The sequence below is a fragment of the Pseudomonas kribbensis genome, assembly GCF_003352185.1.
In the GTDB taxonomy this organism is placed as follows: domain Bacteria; phylum Pseudomonadota; class Gammaproteobacteria; order Pseudomonadales; family Pseudomonadaceae; genus Aquipseudomonas; species Aquipseudomonas kribbensis.
Genome location: NZ_CP029608.1, coordinates 5,551,156 through 5,572,245, shown reverse-complemented (window position 1 = coordinate 5,572,245; position 21,090 = coordinate 5,551,156). Strand labels below are relative to the sequence as shown.

At 60.5% G+C, this 21,090-nt stretch carries 19 protein-coding genes; 6 read left to right on the top strand and 13 right to left on the bottom strand.

Annotated elements, in window-relative coordinates; translation table 11 throughout:
* Window position 1 precedes the first annotated feature (1 nt).
* Both DLD99_RS25475 and DLD99_RS25470 read left to right on the top strand, forming a co-directional pair.
* A complete protein-coding gene (locus tag DLD99_RS25475; protein WP_114885780.1) occupies window positions 2–1,621 on the top strand; it encodes a DUF2300 domain-containing protein in 1,620 nt (539 codons plus the stop codon).
* A gap of 3 nt (window positions 1,622–1,624) precedes the next feature.
* A complete protein-coding gene (locus DLD99_RS25470; RefSeq protein WP_114885778.1) occupies window positions 1,625–2,437 on the top strand; it encodes a YfaP family protein in 813 nt (270 codons plus the stop codon).
* Window position 2,438: 1 nt separating this feature from the next.
* On the opposite strand, the gene DLD99_RS25465 is transcribed toward DLD99_RS25470, so the two are convergent.
* The 11 genes from DLD99_RS25465 to exaC form a co-directional block, all read right to left on the bottom strand.
* Window positions 2,439–2,894, bottom strand: a complete 456-nt coding sequence (locus DLD99_RS25465) for a hypothetical protein (RefSeq protein ID WP_244220756.1) — start codon at window positions 2,892–2,894, stop codon at window positions 2,439–2,441.
* Window positions 2,895–3,001: 107 nt separating this feature from the next.
* Window positions 3,002–4,063 carry a PDDEXK nuclease domain-containing protein gene (locus DLD99_RS25460; protein ID WP_114885777.1) on the bottom strand — a complete coding sequence of 354 codons (1,062 nt, stop codon included), beginning with the start codon at window positions 4,061–4,063 and terminating at the stop codon, window positions 3,002–3,004.
* A gap of 527 nt (window positions 4,064–4,590) precedes the next feature.
* Entirely contained in the window at window positions 4,591–5,328 is a 738-nt protein-coding gene (locus DLD99_RS25455; RefSeq protein ID WP_114885775.1) for a S24 family peptidase, read from the bottom strand.
* 221 nt (window positions 5,329–5,549) lie between these two features.
* A complete protein-coding gene (gene ppa, locus DLD99_RS25450) occupies window positions 5,550–6,077 on the bottom strand; it encodes an inorganic diphosphatase (protein ID WP_007933577.1) in 528 nt (175 codons plus the stop codon).
* 112 nt (window positions 6,078–6,189) lie between these two features.
* Complete coding sequence (locus DLD99_RS25445) at window positions 6,190–7,002, bottom strand: M90 family metallopeptidase (RefSeq protein ID WP_114885773.1); 813 nt, start codon at window positions 7,000–7,002, stop codon at window positions 6,190–6,192.
* Between the two features lie 4 nt (window positions 7,003–7,006).
* Entirely contained in the window at window positions 7,007–7,663 is a 657-nt protein-coding gene (locus DLD99_RS25440; RefSeq protein WP_085712304.1) for a DedA family protein, read from the bottom strand.
* A 237-nt stretch (window positions 7,664–7,900) separates the two neighbouring features.
* On the bottom strand, window positions 7,901–8,362 hold the full coding sequence (locus DLD99_RS25435; protein ID WP_085712303.1) for a GNAT family N-acetyltransferase: 462 nt from the start codon (window positions 8,360–8,362) through the stop codon (window positions 7,901–7,903).
* 115 nt (window positions 8,363–8,477) lie between these two features.
* Window positions 8,478–9,311 carry an ethanolamine ammonia-lyase subunit EutC gene (gene eutC, locus DLD99_RS25430; protein ID WP_425273000.1) on the bottom strand — a complete coding sequence of 278 codons (834 nt, stop codon included), beginning with the start codon at window positions 9,309–9,311 and terminating at the stop codon, window positions 8,478–8,480.
* Window positions 9,308–10,702, bottom strand: a complete 1,395-nt coding sequence (locus DLD99_RS25425) for an ethanolamine ammonia-lyase subunit EutB (protein ID WP_114885771.1) — start codon at window positions 10,700–10,702, stop codon at window positions 9,308–9,310. Before DLD99_RS25425 ends, eutC begins: the two co-directional genes overlap by 4 nt.
* A 71-nt stretch (window positions 10,703–10,773) precedes the next feature.
* Window positions 10,774–12,144 carry an ethanolamine permease gene (eat, locus tag DLD99_RS25420; protein WP_085712300.1) on the bottom strand — a complete coding sequence of 457 codons (1,371 nt, stop codon included), beginning with the start codon at window positions 12,142–12,144 and terminating at the stop codon, window positions 10,774–10,776.
* 201 nt (window positions 12,145–12,345) lie between these two features.
* Entirely contained in the window at window positions 12,346–13,866 is a 1,521-nt protein-coding gene (exaC, locus tag DLD99_RS25415) for an acetaldehyde dehydrogenase ExaC (protein WP_114885769.1), read from the bottom strand.
* A 301-nt stretch (window positions 13,867–14,167) separates the two neighbouring features.
* Here exaC and DLD99_RS25410 point away from each other — a divergent pair, with 301 nt between their 5' ends.
* The 4 genes from DLD99_RS25410 (at window position 14,168) to DLD99_RS25395 (ending at window position 18,473) form a co-directional block, all read left to right on the top strand.
* Window positions 14,168–16,084, top strand: coding sequence for a sigma-54-dependent Fis family transcriptional regulator (locus DLD99_RS25410; protein ID WP_114885767.1), 1,917 nt, complete (start codon window positions 14,168–14,170; stop codon window positions 16,082–16,084).
* A gap of 118 nt (window positions 16,085–16,202) precedes the next feature.
* Window positions 16,203–17,552 (top strand): UDP-N-acetylmuramate:L-alanyl-gamma-D-glutamyl-meso-diaminopimelate ligase, encoded by a 1,350-nt coding sequence (gene mpl / locus DLD99_RS25405; protein ID WP_114885765.1) that lies wholly within the window; start codon window positions 16,203–16,205, stop codon window positions 17,550–17,552.
* The gene (gene ubiX, locus DLD99_RS25400; protein ID WP_114885763.1) at window positions 17,549–18,196 is read left to right on the top strand and encodes a flavin prenyltransferase UbiX; all 648 of its coding nucleotides are present in this window, start codon (window positions 17,549–17,551) and stop codon (window positions 18,194–18,196) included. Before mpl ends, ubiX begins: the two co-directional genes overlap by 4 nt.
* Window positions 18,189–18,473: a YceK/YidQ family lipoprotein gene (locus DLD99_RS25395; RefSeq protein ID WP_114885761.1), complete on the top strand. Its 285-nt coding sequence runs from the start codon at window positions 18,189–18,191 to the stop codon at window positions 18,471–18,473. Before ubiX ends, DLD99_RS25395 begins: the two co-directional genes overlap by 8 nt.
* A gap of 43 nt (window positions 18,474–18,516) precedes the next feature.
* Here DLD99_RS25395 and DLD99_RS25390 read toward each other — a convergent pair whose 3' ends face one another.
* The gene (locus DLD99_RS25390; protein WP_162803516.1) at window positions 18,517–19,275 is read right to left on the bottom strand and encodes a hypothetical protein; all 759 of its coding nucleotides are present in this window, start codon (window positions 19,273–19,275) and stop codon (window positions 18,517–18,519) included.
* Between the two features lie 54 nt (window positions 19,276–19,329).
* Window positions 19,330–20,967 (bottom strand): hypothetical protein, encoded by a 1,638-nt coding sequence (locus DLD99_RS25385; protein WP_114885757.1) that lies wholly within the window; start codon window positions 20,965–20,967, stop codon window positions 19,330–19,332.
* Window positions 20,968–21,090 lie beyond the last annotated feature (123 nt).

Here is a 21,090-nt window from a genome sequence, read left to right as displayed (position 1 = left end):
CATGAACCGGCCGCTGCTGTGGCTGATGTTGTGTGTGATTCCTGCGCTGGCGACGGCGCAGGATGAACCGCTGCGCGTGGCCTACAAAGGCGAGTTGCTGTCGTTGAGCACCACGCAATTGACCGCTCGCGAGCCGTTGCCGTCGTCGCTGGATACGCCGCTGGGCAGTCTGTGGAAGGTGTTTGTCTACGCCTGGCTGGTGGATACCGGTGCGCAAGAGCCGGCGTATGAGTGCCGCGGGCAGTCGAAGGAAGAAGTCTATTGCTGCACCGCGGGCGGCAAGATCGAGCGTGATCAGGCGCTGGTGAAATCCTGCGGGTTGTATTTCGAGCCGGCGCGGCTGGGCATAACCGCTGGCGACTGGAAATCCTATTGGCAGGCGCGACAGGCGCCGTCGTGGTTGCTGGACCTGCCATCGGTGCAGCCGGCTACCCGGGTGTCCGTGGCTGACTTGCTGAAGGTTTTATCCTGGTTGCCGGCTCAGGATCAGCTGCGCCGGGTGCTGCTCGACGTGGTGCTGAACGCGGCGGACGGCAATGTCGTCGGTGAACTTGGCGGGCGCTTGCGGGTGAAAACCTGGAGCTGGCTCGGCGATCAGGATCCGCAATCACGTCAGGGCGGTTTTGCTGGCTGGACGGCGGATGGCTCGCCGATCTGGGCCGGCGGTCGCGGCACCAGTCAGATGGTTTTGCGGCATTACGGTTCGGCGTTGGCGACGGTGTTGCCCGCGTCATGGCCGGCGGAGGCGGGGCGATGTGTCGAGGTCGGTCTGTTTTCGCGTTATCCCGTTACCCGGGTTCTGGCCGGTGATCGGGTGGCGGGTTCGGGCCCGTTGCAGGGTGATTACCGCGTCGAATTCGCCAACGGCAATGCGCTGGATATCCACAGCGATGGCGAACTGTTTCTACTCAACGACAAGCTTGTGGCGCGGCTGGATCGCGAAGAATACGTCGCTCGGGTGTTGGAGCGCGAAGCCAAACCGGAACCCGCCGAAGCGGCCAAAGCATTGGCCGTGGCGATCCGCACGTATCTGCTGCAAAACGCCACGCGCAACGGCGAATGTCTGAGCATCGACGACAGCAGCACCCGCCAGCGGGTCGCACCGCGTCCAGCCTCTGTCGAGTCGCGCAACATCGCGGCTTGGACGGCGGATCTGGTGCTGGCCGGCAGCACCGTCACCTATCACTCCGATCAACCCGGCCCCGACAAACTGGCCTGGCAACAAGCCGTCGAACAAGCCAATGCCGGCCAGCGCTACGACGCGATTCTGCTGCACGCCTATCCGCGCGCGAGCCTCAGTCGCTGGGACAACCCGGTGGCGTCCTGCGAAGCGCTGCCCGCCGCGCAAGACTGGCTGCAAAAACAACGGCGCGGCTGGCGTCCAAGGCTGGAAAGCGAAACCGGCTACAACGAAGTCAGCACCTTCGCCGTCTGCAAGCTCGCGTTCGGCCGTCCCTTCGTCGACCGCGAACGCCAGCGCATCTACGTACGCGGCGTGCTGTCGTTGCAGGACCGCCTCGACCTGACTCACGAATACCTGCACCTGGCCTTTGAAGCACACCCCAACGGCCAGGATGAAACCTACATCGAAGGGCTCGCCCGTCACCTTTTGCTGGAATAGACCATGACACTCCGTTATCCACAGGTCTTGCTGTTGCTCTGCGCCCTCAATGCATGGCCGATGGCGATGGCCGCCGACAGCGTCAAACTCGACACCCCGGTCGGCGGCTGGCGCACCGGCGCGCCAGAGGGCGAAGGTGAAAGCTTCCGCCAGACCGTCAACTACCCGGCCTCTTCGGTGAACACCCCGGTCGGCCAGGCCAACACCGCGCGCATCAGCGGCGAAATCAAAGCCACACCGAAAAGCAAAGAGCCCGGCCGGCTGATCGTTAACGGCGTCAGCATGCCGCTGAAAATCGACGACAGCGGCCGCTTCGACCGCCCGTTCTCCTTCCCCAAAGGCAGCAACAGCGTCGAAGTCCGCAGTCCCGACGGCCAGCAACGCCACCGCACCCAGTTCCTCAACGCCAACGGCGGCGCCACCCCGGCCAAGCTGCGCGTGCTGCTGTCCTGGGACAGCGACGGCACCGACCTCGACCTGCACCTGATCACACCTGACGGCGCGCACATCTGGTACGGCGACCGCGTCGCCCCCAACGGCGCCGCGCTGGATGTCGACGTGACCACCGGTTACGGCCCGGAAATCTTCGCCATGCCGGCGCCGATCAAGGGGCAGTATCTGGTGTATGTGAACTACTTCGGCGGTGGTTATCGCGGGGATGACGAAGGTGGGGAAGAGGCGGTACAGCCGCTGACTACCGCGCAGGTGACGGTGATTACCGAAGAAGGGACGCCGAGCGAAAAGATGGAAACGTTCGTGGTGCCGATGCGGGCGGTGGGGGAATTGACGTTGGTGAAGTCGTTCAGCTATCCGTGAGTCAGTTGGGGAAAACGCCGCACAGTGCATTGCCTTCATATCCGTGAACGATGGGTCCCAGCACCATGAATGGGCCACAAGCGTATAGCGGAGATGGCACTTCTTGCTCGGTGTTGAGCAGAACGGCTTCGTTTCCGAATTCGTCTTTGCCGAAGGATTGCTCGGAGTACGACGTGCACACCGGCAGCTTCAATGGCACCGGAACTACCAGCGCCCAGACGGTAATTCCGCACCATTCTCGGACAGGTGTCGATTTTGCTGTTCTGGTGATCTGTGGGGGAGTCGAGCGGTAGTTTTGTACTCTGTAGGCGTCGGTTTTGAGTGTGGTTTTTTCAGGGAGGGAAACGCCTATTCCCACGCATGCTGTCAGGCTGAGGTATGCAGTCGTTGCCAGGGCAGCAGATGTCAGGCGTGAATTCATGAGGTGGGTTATCAATTTTGAAACGTCCTTGTGCACTATTGTTCCTTGCTTTTCCGTGCCGGGTAACGGTGAAACTCTCCGCGAGGTCGATGTTTCTCGGGACTGAATAATGACCTCTGTCTTAATCCAAAAAGCTGGTGCGATCAGTGCTCGTCACCATTCCTCGATATGTCATCACTCGCCAGCTCACGCTCGATTTGTTCGATGCTGGGCAGGCTGGTTTGAAATTCTACCGGCAGAGACTCTACCAATTGGTATTCCGCCACCCCGATAGGGCGGGCGTTGTCACGTAGGGCATATTCAGCTACTACCTTATTTTTGCTTTTGCATAGCAGTAGACCAATGGTCGGGCTGTCCTGGGGGTGTTTGAGCTGTGCATCGACTGCGGTCAGATAAAAACTCAGTTGCCCCAAATGCTCGGGCTTGAATTTGCCAGCCTTGAGTTCTATCACCACGTAGCAACGGAGCTTGAGGTGATAAAACAGCAGATCGATAAAGAACTCGTCACCACCCACATCCAGCAGTACTTGCTGACCGACGAATGCAAAGCCTGCATCCAGCTCCAAGAGGAAATCAGTGACATGCTTGATTAGAGCATTTTCAATTTCTCTTTCTTGGGCATCTACGGTCAGACCGAGGAAATCGAAACGGTACGGGTCTTTCAGCGACTCGCGGGCTAGGTCGGAATGAGGTTTTGGCAGGTTGCTGTCGAAGTTACTGATTGCCTTGCCGCTGCGCTCCAGCAAGCGGGTCTCGATTTGCATTACCAGAATGCTGCGTGACCAGTTGTGCTCGATGGCCTGAGAGGCGTACCAGAGGCGGCTTTCTGTGCAATGTAATTTGTCCAGCAGCGCCAGCTGATGATACCAAGGCAATTGTGCAAGCACCCCTTGCACAAATGTTGCGTCCGGCCACGCCTCCGCAAAAGCGCGCATGTATTTGAGATTGCGTGGGGAAAAACCTTTCATTTCTGGAAACGCTGCACGCAGATCCTGAGCCAGGCGGTCGATCACCTTTGCTCCCCAGCCCTGTTGCGCTTGCCGAGACAGGATATCGTGGCCGATCTGCCAGTAAAGAAGCACTAGTTCGCGATTGACTGCCAGTGTTGCGCGCTGTTGAGCGCTATGGATTCGGCTCTTGAGATCGGTCAGCCATTCGCTGTAACCCTCGGGCTGTGTACTTAGGCTGACAGGGTTGTCGAGCATGCTATTTCCGCCTGGCTATCGGTGCTGCCTTACGGGGTTGCAGGCAAGGCTGAAGATTAGCCAGCGCAATTCTCAGGCGCAAGGTGACTGGAGCGCTCTAGGAGATTTCCTTCGGCACAAAGAGATGCGACTTACACTTTCAGGCGTCTGTGCCTAGCGGGAAAGCGGTGTTGACACTATTAATGCTGAATCAGCAACTTTTCTGCGGGCATTAAAAAGCCGGCTTGTGGCCGGCTTCTCGGGGACTGGCTTGGTTTATTTTTGGTAAACCGCGCCAGCCTTCAAAACGTACACCCGGATCTTGCGTCCGGCTGTGGGACTTGGTCAGACAGTGGTCTGCCGCGTCAGGCGTCATCTGGGCCGCTGGGCGGGTCGATGCGCGAATGTGGGGCGCAGGATACTGAGTTTTGCTTCTGATTCCCAGCTTGAAGTGCGGTTTAGAGCGATCAAACTGGAGAAAATCCGGGATTTGTACCGACTTTCAGGGCCTCATCGCCAGCAGGCTGGCTCCCACCACACCGGGTGACTCAGAGAAACGGCACCACCGGCCGCCGCTTGCCCAGGGTCGACCACCAGAACACCCACCCCAGCACATGAATCCTCTGCTCCTCGATCTGCGCGGCGCGGAAGATTTCGTCCGGGTATTCGGCACTGTTGTGGCTGCGCAGGCGCAGGGCGTTGCCGGGCATGCGGTGCAGGTATTTGATGCGCAGCATGCCGTCGTGTTCGATGGCGTAGATTTCGCCGTCCACCACCTGGGTGAGGCCGCGGTCGATGGCGAGGGTGGAGCCGTCTTCGATCTTCTCGGCCATGCTGTTGCCGATCATGTGGGTGCAGATGGCGTCGGTATGGCGGATTTCCAGGGCTTCGAGGTGACTGCGGGGCAGGCGGATGGTTTGCTCCGGGTCCTTGATGACATGGGTCTTGTCGGAGCCAGGTGCAGTCGGGGCTTCCTTGTAGAGCGGCAGTTCGATGTCGTTGGTTTCGAGCACCGTATAGACGCCCTGAATCGCCTGGGCATCCAGCGTGTCGCCGGCGGTATACAGGTGCGGCGCTTCTTTCGGACCTTCGCCGGTTTTCAGCCACTGGCTATTGACGGAGAGCAGGCGCGCGACTTCTTCCATGCGGTACGCGGGTACGCCCCGGGTGTACCAGTTATGAACGTTTTGGGCTTCCGTGCCCCAGAACTTTGCGAATCCCGTGGTGGTGATGTTCGCAGCTTCCAGGAGTGCCTTGAATCTTGGACCGCTAGTGTTCTTTCTCATAAACACGAGTCTACGGCCGGCCTAGAGCGGTTTGAATAAACCTTGCGTTCAAAATCAGGGCAAATTTTGCGACGGGATGTAAGACGTACTTGTGGGAAATTACACACAGCAAAACTTTTCTGTAGGCCGCTATAAACAAGCTGTTTAAGCACCTATCGACCAGGCACAAAAAACCCCGGATCAACCGGGGTTTTCTTCAAGCGTGTCGCAGGTCGCGAGGCTTAGCCTTTGTAGGCAGCAACCGACTTGGTGATCGCGGCACGGGCAGCGTCAGCGCCGTCCCAGCCTTCGATTTTCACCCATTTGCCTTTTTCGAGATCTTTGTAGTTCGCGAAGAAGTGCTCGATCTGCTGAATCAGCAGGGCTGGCAGGTCGGTGTATTCCTTCACGTCCACGTACAGCTGGGACAGCTTGTCGTGAGGGACTGCGATGACTTTGGCATCGCCGCCGCCGTCGTCGGTCATGTTCAGGATGCCGACCGGACGCGCGCGGATCACCGAACCTGGCGCAACCGGGTAAGGGGTTACGACCAGCACGTCCAGGGGATCACCGTCGTCAGCCAGGGTGTTCGGGATGTAACCGTAGTTGGCCGGGTAGAACATCGGGGTGGCCATGAAACGGTCAACGAACAGGCAATCGCTGTCTTTGTCGATTTCGTATTTGATCGGCGCGTGGTTGGCCGGGATCTCGATCGCGACGTAGATGTCGTTCGGCAGGTCTTTGCCAGCCGGAATCTTGCTGTAGCTCATTGGGCGTTGCCCCCGTTAGTAGACCAAAACACTTGGCCGGATTGACCAAAAAGTGGCGGCGATTATAGGCATATTCCACCCGCGATGCCATGCACCGAAGGTCGTCCGGGCCTTACTCGTGTGCCTGATAGACCGGGTCGGTGGCCTGAAGTTGCTTCAGTCGGGCCAGCGGGTCCTGTCGGTAGAAAAGCTGCAGTTGCGCATACACCTGTGGATAAGCCTCGTGCAGCAGATCCGGGGCACTGAAAAAGTACTCGCTGGTGACGGCGAAGAACTCGGCCGGGTTCTCGGCGGCATACGGGTCGATGGCGGTTTCGGCGTCCGGATGGCGGTCGAGCTGGCGGTTGAGGTCGTCATAAGCCTTTTGCATGACCTCGGCCCAGTCGCTGACTCGCATGTCGGCGTGCAGCGGTGGCAGGCCGTTGGCGTTGCCGTTGAGCATGTCGAGTTTGTGCGCCAGCTCGTGGATCACCAGGTTGTAGCCTTCCCAGCCACCACTGGCCATCACTCCGGGCCAGGCGAGAATGATCGGCCCTTGTTGCCACGCTTCGCCGCTGTGCTCGCCGTCCCACTCATGCTCGACGCCACTGGCATCGCGGTGGCGCTGGGGGCTGAGAAAGTCGTCGGGGTACAGAATGATTTCGTGAAAGCCCTGATACCAGTTCAGATCGCCAAGGTGCATCAGCGGCAATTGCGCCTGGGTGGCGAGCAGCAGGCGTTGTTCCTGATGCAGTTCGACGCCGGGCAGTGCGGTCAGGTGCTTTTCTTCGAGGAACAGGACGCTGGCTTCGCGCAGCCACTGATCTTCCGTGGCGCTGATGCCGTCGAGGAAGCTCAAGTGGTGATGCACCCGCTGCCACATGTCATCGGCAATCGGGTGCTTAGCCAGAATGCGCCGGCGTCGCCAGGCGCTCAGTGACCACATCGGATCAGCGCGATTCGGCTTTGGAACCGGCGCCACCGAGGCGGCTGCGCAGCATGCCGATGATCATCGGCACCAGCGACAGCAGGATGATGCCCACCACCAGCAGCGACAGGTTCTTCTTGATAAACGGTACGTTGCCGAAGAAGTAGCCCAGAGTCACCAGGCCGCCGACCCACAGGATGGTGCCGAATACGCTGAAGCCGAAGAAACGCGGATAAGGCATTTTGGCGACACCGGCGACGAACGGTGCAAACGTCCGGATGATCGGCAGGAAGCGCGCCAGGGTCACGGTCTTGCCGCCGTGCTTGTCGTAGAAGTCGTGAGTCTGTTGCAGATAATCCCGGCGGAAGATCTTCGAGTTCGGGTTGCTGAACAGCTTCTCGCCGGCCGTTCGTCCGATCACGTAGTTGGTACTGTCGCCGAGAATCGCCGCCAGCATCAGCAGACCGGCCAGCAGCACCGGGTCCATGCCGCCACCTGCGGCCACTGCGCCGGCGATGAACAGCAGCGAATCACCCGGCAGGAACGGTGTGACCACCAGGCCGGTTTCGCAAAAGATGACCAGAAACAGGATGGCGTAGATCCAGGTCCCATAGTTGTTCACCAGCATGTCGAGGTAGACGTCGAGATGCAGAATGATGTCGATCGGGTTGAAATCCATGTGGGCACCTGTGGTGATGGCCCGACTCGGCAGGCCTGTGCGGATGATTCGGTGTAAGCCTACAAGCGGGTGTAGTTTTTCTTACAAGCCGGAAAGCACAGGATTATACGATCTGATAGGTGAAAAGCGCGTTGGTTTTGTAGCGGGGCATTTCGAGGGGGAAGCGAGGGGCAGGCCTTTGTGGCGAGGGGTTCGCACCTTCGCCACAAAGGCCTGCATCCGCACTGTTAGAAAAAATCAGAGTTCGTCGCTGATCGGCAAAATGTAGTTCTTGAACTCGGTGTCTTCCTTGAATCCGATGGATTCGTAGGTTTTCTGCGCCACTTCGTTGTCGCTGCTGGTGGACACGCGCATGCGCACGGCCTGGGTTTCCTTGGCCATGCGCTTGGCGGTGCGGATCAGGTTGTCGGCGACCAGTTGGCGGCGGGCATCTTCGGCGACATAGATATCGTTGAGGATCCACACGCGCTTGAGCGACAGCGAGGAAAAGCTCGGGTAGAGCTGGCAGAAGCCCATGAGCTTCTTGTCGTCATCATCGGCCAGGGCCAGGTAAATGACCGATTCCTTGCGCCGCAGACGCTTTTCGAGGAAGGCCCGGGACGAGTCCGGATAAGGCAGTGCGCCGTAGAACTCTCGATATTTGACGAACAGCGGGGCCAGCAGGTCCAGGTGTTCGAGGGTCGCTTGAATAATCCGCATGATAGGTCTCGTCTTCAAGTGGCTGTCTTCAACTGCTCTGACGGCGATGGGAAACCCGGGCGGCCGTGCGTCGATCCTGCCTGAAACCGGCGCAGTAAGGCAATGCGGAAACGGTTCAGGCGGGGGGCGGATCGAGTAGGAAATTACTCTTCATATCTGCACCGGCTTCCGATTCCAGCGTCTGAACCTGCGCCTCGTCCTTCAGATTGACCCCCGACAGCTGCCGTCTACAGGCTTCGCGCATCAGATACAGCAGGCGATGGGCCGCCATGCCGTAGCTCAAGCCTTCAAGCCGCACATTGGAGATGCAATTGCGGTAGGCATCGGTGAGGCCGACCTTTGGATTGTAGGTGAAATATAAACCGAGGCTGTCCGGTGAACTGAGGCCGGGGCGCTCTCCGATCAGCATCACGACCATTTTTGCCCCCAGCAACTGGCCGATTTCATCGCCAACCGCCACCCGACCTTGCTCAACCAGCACCACCGGTGCGATTGACCATTCGTCGGCGGTCATCTGTTCTTCCAGTCGGGAGATGAACGGCAAGGTATGGCGATGCACCGCCAGCGCTGAAAGCCCGTCAGCCACGACAATGACCAGATCCACCCCGCCCGGATGCGCCAGTGCATATTTGCGAAGGGCTTGGGCCGATTGATCGCTCAACTTGCGCCCCAGATCCGGGCGTTGCAGGTAACTGTTGCGATCCGTCGCCGCGCTGTGCAGCAGCAGGCTGTCACGTTGGCGTTCGGCCAGTTGGGCGCTGAGCCCGGCGTGATCGAAGGGCAAATGCACGGCATCCCGGGCCTGCGCGTGGGCGTACTGGAAATCCAGTTGTGCGCGGGTCGGCAGGCTGGTGCCGGTACGGCCGAGGGCGATCCGCGCCGGGGTCAGGCGACGCAGCTCAAGCCAGGGGTTTTGTGGATCGACGGGCGGTTTTTCCATCTGACTCATCCCAGTTGCGCCAACGCCTGGCGAAACGCCGGCGGCAGATTGTTGCCGAAGCGGACCTTGCCGTCCGCCTGGGTGAAGATGCCCATGTTCGCCAGCCACTGCTCGAACTCCGGCGCCGGTTTCAGGCCCAGGGTCTGGCGTGCATAGAGCGCGTCGTGGAACGAAGTGGTCTGGTAGTTGAGCATGATGTCGTCGGAGCCGGGGATGCCCATGATGAAGTTGATCCCCGCCACGCCCAGCAGGGTCAGCAGGGTGTCCATGTCATCCTGGTCGGCTTCGGCGTGATTGGTGTAGCAGATGTCGCAACCCATCGGCACGCCAAGCAACTTGCCGCAGAAGTGGTCTTCGAGGCCGGCGCGGATGATCTGTTTGCCGTTGTAAAGGTATTCCGGGCCGATGAAACCTACGACGGTGTTCACCAGAAACGGCTTGAAATGTCGCGCCACGGCGTAGGCCCGGGTCTCGCAGGTCTGTTGATCGACGCCGTGGTGGGCGTTGGCCGACAGCGCGCTGCCCTGGCCTGTTTCGAAATACATGAGGTTTTGTCCGAGCGTGCCGCGATTGAGGCTCAGGCCCGCTTCATAACCTTCCTGCAACACGTTCAGGTTGATACCGAAACTGGCATTGGCCGCTTCGGTGCCGGCAATCGACTGGAACACCAGATCCAGCGGCACACCACGGTTGATCGCTTCTATAGAAGTGGTGACATGGGTCAGCACGCAGGCCTGGGTCGGAATGTCGTAACGCTGGATGATTGCGTCGAGCATTTCCAGCATCGCGCAGATCGAGGCGATGCTGTCGGTGGCCGGGTTGATGCCGATCATGGCGTCGCCGTTGCCGTACAGCAGACCGTCGAGAACGCTCGCGGCGATGCCGGACGGTTCGTCGGTCGGGTGATTGGGTTGCAGCCTTGTGGATAACCGTCCGCGCAGGCCAAGGGTGCCGCGAAATTTCGTCACGACGCGGATCTTCTGTGCCACCAGCACCAGATCCTGCACGCGCATGATCTTCGACACGGCGGCGACCATTTCCGGCGTCAGGCCGGGCGCGAGGGCTCGCAGACTGGACTCGTCGGCCGCTTCGCTCAAAAGCCAGTCGCGAAAGCCGCCAACGGTGAGATGGCTGACGACAGCAAAGGCCTGTTTGTCATGGCTGTCGATGATCAGCCGGGTGACTTCATCGGCTTCGTACGGAATCAGCGCTTCCTGCAGGAAATGGCTCAGCGGGATGTCGGCCAGCGCCATTTGCGCGGCTACGCGCTCGCCATCGTTGAGCGCGGCGACGCCGGCCAGAAAGTCCCCGGAACGCGCCGGGCTGGCCTTGGCCATCACGTCCTTGAGGCTGTCGAAGCGGTAGGTCTGGGCGCCGACGGTATGGGCAAATGCGGCCATGGGGCGCAGTCCTCCTGAATGAATGCTTTTAGTGCAGGCACCGAGCCTGAGGCCCGGTGCCGGTGCAACTTCTAGATACCTTCGAGCATAGCGTCTGCCGGTGCTTCGGAGCGTTGCTTGGCGGTCAGCTGGAAGTACAGGTAACCGGCAGCCATGAACCCGAGGAACACGCCACCGATCAGGGTGTTGAACCAGGCCATTGCCACCAGGCACACCAGCGCCAGAAACAGCGCGATCCCGGGCACGATCGGATAGCCCGGCGCGCGGAAGGTACGCTCGAGATTCGGTTCGGTTTTGCGCAGTTTGAACAGGCTGAGCATGCTGATGATGTACATCACGATGGCGCCGAACACCGACATGGTGATCATCGCGGCAGTGAGGCTCATGCCTTGCAGATTGACCAGACCGTCGCTGTAGATTGCGGCGATGCCGATGACGCCGCCGGCCAGGATCGCCCGGTGCGGGGTCTGGAAACGTGAGAGTTTGGCCAGGCTTTTCGGCAGGTAACCGGCCCGGGCCAGGGCAAAGAACTGCCGCGAGTAGCCGAGGATGATCCCGTGGAAACTCGCCACCAGCCCGAACAGGCCGATCCACACCAGCATGTGCATCCACGTCGAGTTGTTGCCGACCACCGCTTTCATTGCCTGGGGCAGCGGGTCGTTGATGTTCGCCAGTTGTCGCCAGTCGCCGACGCCGCCGGCCATCACCATCACGCCGATGGCCAGGAACACCAGGGTCAGGATGCCGCTGACATAGGCCTTGGGAATTGTGCGTTTCGGGTCCTTGGCTTCCTCGGCCGCCATGGCCGCGCCCTCGATGGCGAGGAAGAACCAGATCGCGAAGGGAATGGCGGCGAAGATCCCGGGAATCGAGCCGAGACTGAATTCACTGGAGCCCGACCAGCCATTGAGTACGAAGTTGCTGAAACTGAAGCCCGGCGCAACCACGCCCATGAACACCAGCAGTTCGGCGACGGCGAGTACGGTGACTACCAGTTCGAAGGTCGCGGCGATGCTGACGCCGAGGATGTTCAGGGTCATGAACACGAAATACGCGCCGACCGCCGCGACCTTCGGATCAAGCTCCGGATATTGCACATTGAGATAGGCGCCAATGGCCATGGCGATGGCCGGCGGGGCAAACACGAACTCGATCAGCGTGGCGATCCCGGCGATCAATCCGCCTTTTTCGCCGAACGCCCGACGACTGTAGGCAAACGGCCCGCCCGCGTGAGGAATCGCGGTGGTCAGTTCGGTGAAACTGAAGATGAAGCAGGTGTACATGGTCGCGACCATCAGGGCCGTGACCAGGAAACCCAGGGTTCCCGCCGTGCCCCAGCCGTAACTCCAGCCGAAGTATTCGCCGGAAATCACCAGGCCGACGGCAATGCCCCAGAGATGCAGGGTGCCGAGTGTGGGTTTGAGCTGTGTGGTGGAAGTCATAAGTCCTCTCTGTCTTTTTTATTGTTCGATCTGTTGGACTTTCGGGTGCAGCGGTTGAGTGAATGGATGCTGTTCACGCAGCGGCGGTGTTCACGCAAATCCTGAATGACGGGTACGCAAGGCCCGTGCCAGAGCGGCCAGGCCAGGGTTTGTCATCGGGATGAAAGGGGCGACACCGATCGTTCGGTGCCGCCCGGTTTTTTAGAAGAAGCCCAGCGGGTTGATGTCGTAGCTCACCAGCAGGTTTTTGGTCTGCTGGTAGTGGTCGAGCATCATCTTGTGGGTTTCACGGCCGACGCCGGACTTCTTGTACCCGCCGAACGCGGCGTGCGCCGGGTACAGGTGGTAGCAGTTGGTCCACACACGACCGGCCTTGATGGCGCGGCCCATGCGATAGGCGCGGTTGATGTCGCGGGTCCAGAGGCCGGCGCCGAGGCCGAACTCGGTGTCGTTGGCAATCGCCAGGGCTTCGGCTTCGTCCTTGAAGGTGGTGATGCTCACCACCGGGCCGAAGATTTCTTCCTGGAACACACGCATCTTGTTGGTGCCCTTGAGCAGGGTCGGCTGGATGTAATAACCGGAAGCCAGGTTGCCTTCGAGTTTTTCCACCTTGCCGCCGGTCAGCAGTTCGGCACCTTCACCCTTGGCGATTTCCAGGTACGACAGGATCTTGTCGAATTGCTGCTCGGACGCCTGGGCACCAACCATGGTGTCGGTGTCGAGCGGGTCGCCACGTTTGATCTGGCTGACTTTCTTCATCACCGCTTCCATGAACTGCGGATAGATCGACTCCTGAACCAGTGCGCGGGACGGGCAGGTGCAGACTTCGCCCTGGTTGAAGAACGCCAGCACCAGGCCTTCGGCGGCCTTCTCAATGAAGCTTGGCTCGGCCTGCATGATGTCTTCGAAGAAGATGTTCGGCGATTTGCCGCCCAGTTCCACGGTGGACGGAATGATGTTTTCGGCGGCGCATTTCATGATGTGCGAGCCGACCGGGGTCGAGCCGGTAAACGCGATCTTGGCGATGCGTTTGCTGGTGGCCAGGGCTTCGCCGGCTTCTTTGCCGAACCCTTGCACCACGTTGAGCACGCCCGGTGGCAGCAGGTCGCCGATCAGTTCCAGCAGCACGCTGATGCCCAGCGGGGTTTGTTCGGCAGGCTTGAGCACCACGCAGTTGCCGGCGGCCAGGGCCGGGGCGAGTTTCCACGCGGCCATCAGGATCGGGAAGTTCCACGGGATGATCTGGCCGACCACGCCCAGCGGTTCATGGATGTGATAAGCCACGGTGTTGCCGTCGATCTCGGCTGCGCTGCCTTCCTGGGCGCGCAGGCACCCGGCGAAATAGCGGAAGTGGTCGGCGGCCAGCGGGATGTCGGCGTTGAGGGTTTCGCGGATGGCTTTGCCGTTGTCCCAGGTTTCGGTGATCGCCAGGGTTTCGAGGTTCTGTTCGATGCGGTCGGCGATCTTCAGCAGGATCAGCGAGCGGGCCTGGGCGGAGGTCGAGCCCCAGGCATCGGCTGCGGCGTGGGCGGCGTCCAGCGCCTTTTCGATGTCTTCGGCAGTGGAACGCGGGAAATCGGCAATCGGCTGGCCATTCACTGGCGAGGTGTTGGTGAAGTACTGACCTTTGACAGGCGCGACGAACTCGCCGCCGATGTAGTTACCGTACTTGCTCTTGAACGAGACTTTGGCGCCTTCAGTACCGGGGTGAGCGTAACGCATGATGATGTTCTCCTTGGCTTTGTACTTATTAGAGAAACGCGCATGTGCGCTTGCTTTAAGCGTAGAGCAAAGGTCGGGCCACTGCCGTGCAGGGCAGGCAAATCAAGGCCTTGCGTGATTTCTGTCGGACAAATGGCAAGCGTCTGTGACGGTATCGGTACAGCTCGGGTGACAGTTTGTACCGCTTCTGGCACAACCCGTGACCGGGCGGTCTTGCCAGCATTGCAAAGACCGGTTGGCTGGAGGATGCTGGGCACCACTTCACGCATGGGCCGATGAGCCTCGGGGAGAATAATAAGAAATGCACGACAACCATTTGAGTCGCCATGCCCGACAGGTTCTCACCGTCACCCAGGGCAAGCCGCACCTGCATGGCCCAGGTGCCGACCCGTCGATCGCCCGCTCGTGGCTGCGTTGTCTTGAGGACTATCACCTCGACCCGGCCCTGACCATGGCGCCGACCGTGCTCGAACACGGTCGCGTCCTCGAAAGCCGCGAACGCCTGCAGCAGGTGTTGCAGATCGCCGGCAATGAAATGAGCAGCCTGCATCAACAACTATCCGGCGCCGGCCACGCGGTGCTGCTGACCGACGCGCGCGGGGTGATCCTCAACTGCGTCACTGCGCCTTCCGAACGCAAGATTTTCGAACGCGCCGGCCTGTGGCTGGGCTCCGACTGGAGCGAAGCCTGCGAAGGTACCAACGGCATCGGCACCTGCCTGGTGGAACGGCAGGCCCTGACCATCCATCAGGACGAACATTTCCGTGGTCGCCACACCGGGCTGACCTGTTCGGCCAGCCCGGTGTTCGACCCTCACGGCGAGCTTCTGGCTGTACTCGACGTCTCTTCGGCGCGACCGGACGTTTCGCGCCAGAGCCAGTTCCACACCATGGCGCTGGTCAATCTGTCGGCGAAGATGATCGAGAGCTGCTATTTCCTGCGCTGCTTCGATAATCAGTGGTTGCTGCGTTTCCATCTCCAGGCCGAATCCGTCGGGCTGTTCAGCGAAGGGCTGCTGGCGTTTGACGGGGAAGGGCGGATCAGCGCGGTCAATCAAAGCGCATTGAACCTGCTTGGACACATTCGTGGCGGCTTGCTTGGCAAACCGGTGGAAGCGTTTTTCGATTGTTCGCTGGATGAGTTGCTCGGGCGCGCCAGTGCCCATGCCAGCGCAAGCTGGCCGTTGCGTACCCGTGATGGTCGGCATCTGTTTGCAGTTTTGCGCGGAGAGGCGCGCAAGCCGACTCCCGTCTTGCCGAAACCGCCGGTTTCCGAGGCTCCACGCCTGGCTGGCATTTGTCTGGGCGACGTAGGGCTGCAAGCGGATTTCCGCAAGGCCTTGCGAGTATTCGAGCGCGATGTACCACTGCTGATCAATGGTGAAACCGGCTCCGGCAAGGAAGCGTTCGCCAAGGCTGTGCACAACGCCAGTCAGCGCGCCGGCAAAGCCTTCGTCGCGCTTAACTGCGCGGCGATCCCCGAAAGCCTGATCGAGAGCGAGCTGTTCGGTTATCGCGGCGGCAGCTTCACCGGTGCGCGCAAGGACGGCATGCGCGGCAAGTTGCAGCAGGCCGATGGCGGCACGTTGTTCCTCGATGAAATCGGCGACATGCCATTGGCATTGCAAACCCGACTGCTGCGAGTGCTGGAAGACCGGCAAGTGGTGCCGATCGGTGGCGAGCCGGAAGCGGTCAATGTGCGGATCATCAGTGCCACGCATCGCAATCTGCTGGAGCGAGTGGCGGACGGCAGTTTTCGTGAGGATCTGTACTACCGGCTCAACGGACTGGAAGTCGCGCTGCCGGCATTGCGCGAGCGCAGTGACAAATCCCAATTGCTGGATTTCCTGCTGGCCGAAGAGGCGGGTGGAGAAACGATTCTGATCGAAGAGCCGGCGCGCCGGGCGTTGCTCAGGTTCAACTGGCCGGGCAATGTGCGGCAGATGCGCAATGTGCTGCGCACGCTGGCGGCGTTGTGCGATGAGGGGCGGATCGGGCTGGATGATCTGCCTGCGATGTTCCGGCAAGTGCAGCCGTTGTTGGTCAAAGCCGATGAAGCGTCGTCCGCACAGCCGCTGGAGGATGCCGAACGGCTGGCGTTGCTCAATGCGCTGGAACATACGCGCTGGCATATGACCCATACAGCCGAGCAGCTCGGCGTCAGTCGCAATACCCTTTATAGAAAGCTGCGCAAACACGGGATCGCCCGAACTGCCTGAATCCCCCTCCTGATCGTTCCCACGCAGAGCGTGGGAACGATCATGTCGGGTGATCAGCTAAAGAGTGCGATTTCCCCCTCCCTGCGCTAACCTGCGGCCATGTTTTACGAGGTCGACTATGCACATTCATATTCTGGGTATCTGCGGGACTTTCATGGGCTCGATGGCGGTTCTGGCCAAAGAGCTGGGCCATCACGTGACCGGCTCCGATGCCAACGTCTATCCGCCGATGAGCACTCAGCTCGAAGCCCAGGGCATTCAGCTGACCCAGGGTTACGACCCGGCGCAGCTTGATCCGGCACCGGATCTGGTGGTGATCGGTAACGCCATGTCCCGGGGCAATCCGGCGGTGGAATATGTACTGAACAAAGGCCTGCCATATGTTTCCGGTCCGCAGTGGCTGGCCGATCACGTGCTGCAAGGTCGCTGGGTGCTGGCGGTTGCCGGTACGCACGGCAAGACCACCACCAGCAGCATGCTCGCCTGGGTGCTGGAACATGCCGGGATGAGCCCGGGTTTCCTGATCGGCGGCGTACCGCAGAACTTCTCGGTGTCTGCGCGTCTGGGCGGCACGCCGTTCTTCGTGATTGAAGCCGACGAGTACGACAGCGCGTTCTTCGACAAGCGTTCGAAGTTCGTTCATTACCGTCCGCGCACCGCGATCCTCAACAACCTTGAGTTCGATCACGCCGATATCTTCCCTGATCTGCCGGCCATCGAGCGGCAGTTCCACCACTTTGTGCGGACCATTCCGAGCGAAGGCCTGGTGATCCATCCGACCACCGAACCGGCCTTGCAGCGCGTGATCGAGATGGGTTGCTGGACCCCGGTGCAAACCACCGGTGCCGGCGGTCAGTGGCAAGTCAAGTTGCTGAAAGATGACGGCTCGGCGTTCGAAGTGATGTTCGAAGGCGTCTCCCAGGGCGTAGTCGAGTGGGAATTGACCGGCCAGCACAACGTCGCCAACGCCTTGGCCACTCTGGCCGCAGCACGTCACGTTGGTGTCGTGCCGTCCATGGGCATTGCCGGGTTGAGCGCGTTCAAGAGCGTCAAACGCCGGATGGAAAAAGTCGCAGAAGTACGCGGCATCACCATCTATGACGACTTCGCCCACCACCCGACCGCGATTGCCACCACCCTCGACGGTCTGCGCAAACGCATCGGCGATGCGCCGCTGATCGCGATCATCGAGCCACGCTCCAATTCGATGAAGCTCGGCGCCCACCGTGACGGTCTGCCGGACAGCGTGGTCGATGCCGATCAGGTGATCTGGTACGCCCCGGCCAACCTCGGTTGGGATCTGGCGGGCACCGCTGCGTTGTGCACCGTGCCGTCGATCGTCAGTGATACGCTCGAAGGCATCATCGAACGCGTGAAGAGCCAGGCCCAGCCCGGCACCCACGTGGTGATCATGAGCAACGGCGGCTTCGGCGGCCTGCACGGCAAACTCGCCGAGGCGCTGAAATGAACACTCGCTTTCAGGACGGCGGCCCGGAACGCATCACGCTGGCGATGACCGGCGCGTCCGGCGCCCAGTACGGTTTGCGTCTGCTGGATTGCCTGGTGCGCGAGGATCGTGAGGTGCATTTCCTGATCTCCAAGGCCGCGCAACTGGTGATGGCCACCGAGACCGACGTGTCGCTGCCGGCCAAGCCGCAGTTGATGCAGGCGTTCCTCACCGAATACACCGGCGCCGCCGCCGGGCAGATCCGCGTGTACGGCAAGGAGGACTGGATGTCGCCGGTGGCCTCGGGCTCCGGGGCACCGGCGGCGATGGTCGTGGTGCCATGTTCGACCGGCACCTTGTCGGCCATCGCCACCGGCGCCTGCAACAATCTGATCGAACGGGCGGCGGACGTGACGTTGAAGGAGCGTCGTCAGTTGATTCTGGTGCCGCGCGAAACGCCGTATTCGAGCATTCACCTGGAGCACATGCTCAAGTTGTCGAACATGGGCGTAACCATCCTGCCTGCTTCGCCGGGCTTCTATCACCAGCCGCAGACCATTGATGACCTGATCGATTTCGTGGTGGCGCGGATTCTCAATCTGCTGGGCATTCCCCAGGACATGCTGCCGCGCTGGGGCGAGCACCATCTGAGCAGCGATGAGTAAGCTGTTGGCGATTCTGCTGATAGTGCAACTGACCGGCTGCGCCACCGCGCGCACGCTGGATGCCGCCAAACCCGGCGCGCCGGTAGTGTATTCCGGCACCCGGCTGGATCTGTATGCGATGAATGGCGGATGTTGTGCGATGGATCGGTTCGGCGCCGAGGCGCCGAGCTATCCCGGCGTGGATCTGCCGGCCAGTGCGTTGCTAGATACCCTGTTGTTGCCGCTGTCCGTGCTGACGGTGCTGGGCGTCGGGTTTCAGGCGACCGGGGGGTTATGAAAAATACCGGCTCGATCAGGCAAGATCGAGCCGGTAACCGTTCTCAGGAGAGACTGATCAGTTCGGGCGGGAAGCTGATATCGGTGGAAAAAAGGTCTTTTCCCTGCGGCAACTCGAGAACACGCTTTCCGGCTTTCGCCACCTCATCGATCAGGGCGTCATATTCGTCCCGATTCAGGTCTCCCGCCCTTGTGCGGCCTTCGATTGCATTGTCATGGCTCTGGCTTGAGCCGGTGGCGCGGTCGCGCGCTTGCGTATGTATATCGTCCACGGTGGCTGCGCGAGTCATGGTCGAGTTGACCAGCCAGATGCGCCTCGAAGTGAAACCGATCGCAGACATCGAAACGTGACCCTCGAGCTTCATACTCGGGAACAGCCTGCTGTCGTCTGCCGGTCTCGGGGTGATCCGCGAAGTGTTATAGGCGCGGTTATCCTGCCCGGAAACGACCTCGACGCCACGGGTATCAAGCAGATAGCAGAACATGATGCGCTGGGAACGGGGCCTGGAGACGGCGTCAGTCGTCTGTTTCGATTCGTGGGTTGTCTGTGGCGCGTTCGGATGGCCGCCGGGAGAGACAGGCAATCCTCTGGCTTCATTGGCGAAACCCATGGCCGTTCTGAGGCTGAACAGCGCGCTGACAGCCATCCCGCTGGTGGAACCCTCGGTCGCAATGAGCCTTGGCTGCATGGAACCGGGCCGGGCAAATTCGAAGGGCGTCCGGTCGTCGACTTTGAACACGGCGGGAATGTCGTCCCGATACAGGAAGTTGTGTTTGTTGCGTTTGAAGCCGCAACGTTGCAACAACTCCCGGAAAAAAGGTGCGGTCAGGCTGGCCTTGAGCAGACTTGTGCCCTCTCACTGATTTCTCAAACGGATGATTTCGGCTTTGATTTCCGGCAGGTACGGATCGAATTGTTCGAAGCGGGTCACGACCAGTGTACGAGCCTGATGGGTCTTGACCCAGGTAGGCAACTCATCATTGATCAGGTTGTTGAACTGCCCGGTGGGTGAGATTTCGTTGCACAGTCGCGCCAGTTGTTCAGTGGACAGATTGTAGGGCTGGAACCGGGCAATGACCTGATCCCGGGGCTTGAGCGGAGAATCCGGATTGGTCCACAGCCGCAGGTAGTCGATCAGTTGTTCGCGCTGTGAAGGGTAGTCCCGTTGCCTGACCCAGGCCGGCTGTTTCAGGTGCAGCGCGACATCCTGGCGAAAGCGCAGGATATCTGCCCCTTCGATCCGGTACAGATTCCAGATATCGATGTCTCGCCAGTAAGGTCGAAATGCCCGTTGTTCGACCGAATACTGGATTGGCCTGACGATGGTCAGCCCGGTCCCCTCGGGAAACGCCATCTGGGTGAGTGGGCCATGACTGTCATCGAGGCCAGGCTTGCGCTGCATCTCGATGTAACCATGAGCGTTCGATTTGTCGGGATCCCAGGTGTAGTAGCGCTGATCGCCGTAGGCGGGTGTGCTGTCGGTGGTCGCGAGGGAATCGGGTGTCAGTTGACGCGACAGTGGGGTGCCGGGTGTCGACAGGTTCGGCAGCGGTGTTTGCGGGGCCGGCGTGCTGCGATGCAGGGTGACAGATTCAAGGTGGTTCACCCACTGGGCGGGTGAGCGTTTCTGATGATCCAGGACGCGGTTGAACATGTCGCGGTCCATATCCGGACCCAGCCAGCGGCGCAGCTCGTCAAACAGGTAAGTGTTCTCCATTCGTTCTGTGCGAACCCTGGCCCACTGCGGTTTTCTCCCGGTGCTGTGGGCTTCGGCGCGAAAACGGGTGATATCGGCACCCTGCAGGCCGTAGAGGTTCCAGATGTCGCGGTCAGTCCAGGCAGGCAGCAGCTCGGCGGGTTGATCGATGGGATGCGTGGGGGGCTCGACACTGACAAACAATCCGTTGTCGTCCCTGAACGCATGAATCGACTGGGGCCCGACGGTGTCGTCCAGGCGCATTTTCCGGTGCATGACCACGTAGCCATGATGGTGAGTGGTGGTGCTGTCCCAGACGTAGTGCCGGGTGTCGATGTAAACCGCGGTCGTGTCTGATTGTGCGAGGGACGCAAGTGCCTGTGGCGGAGTGTTCTGCGGAATGACTGCTGGTCGATGTATCGCAGACCCGATCAGAGCTCCGCTGTCGGCGGGCTCACCGATTCGCCAGGTATTGCTTTGAGGATCGAAATGCAGGGCCGGGCCGGACGGGTGCATTTCCTGTGGCAGCTTGGCCCGATAGGTTCCGGCGCCTTCGTCCCAGTCCACCATGACCGTGGTGGTCGTGGTGTATTGCACCTCGGCATAAATGCGCCCCCGGTGGACACGCAAACCTTCGGCATTGACGGCAGGCAAAAGCGTTCGCGCCTGGGCCGGCAGCTCGTAGTGACGAATGTTTTCGGTCGGACGCGGGTGGCCGGATGACGCTCTCTCCAGGATTGCGGGAATCAGATCCTGGATCTGTATCCGGGGCAACGTTTCGCCTGAAGGCAGTTGCATCGAGTGGTGTGACTCGGGCAGGCGGGTGTCCGGTCCTGCGGGCCGGGTCAGCCCTGGAAGCTCAAGTCGTGGAGTCGACAGGGGTGTTGATGCATCAGGTGGGTTGCCGGGTGTGCCGGTATT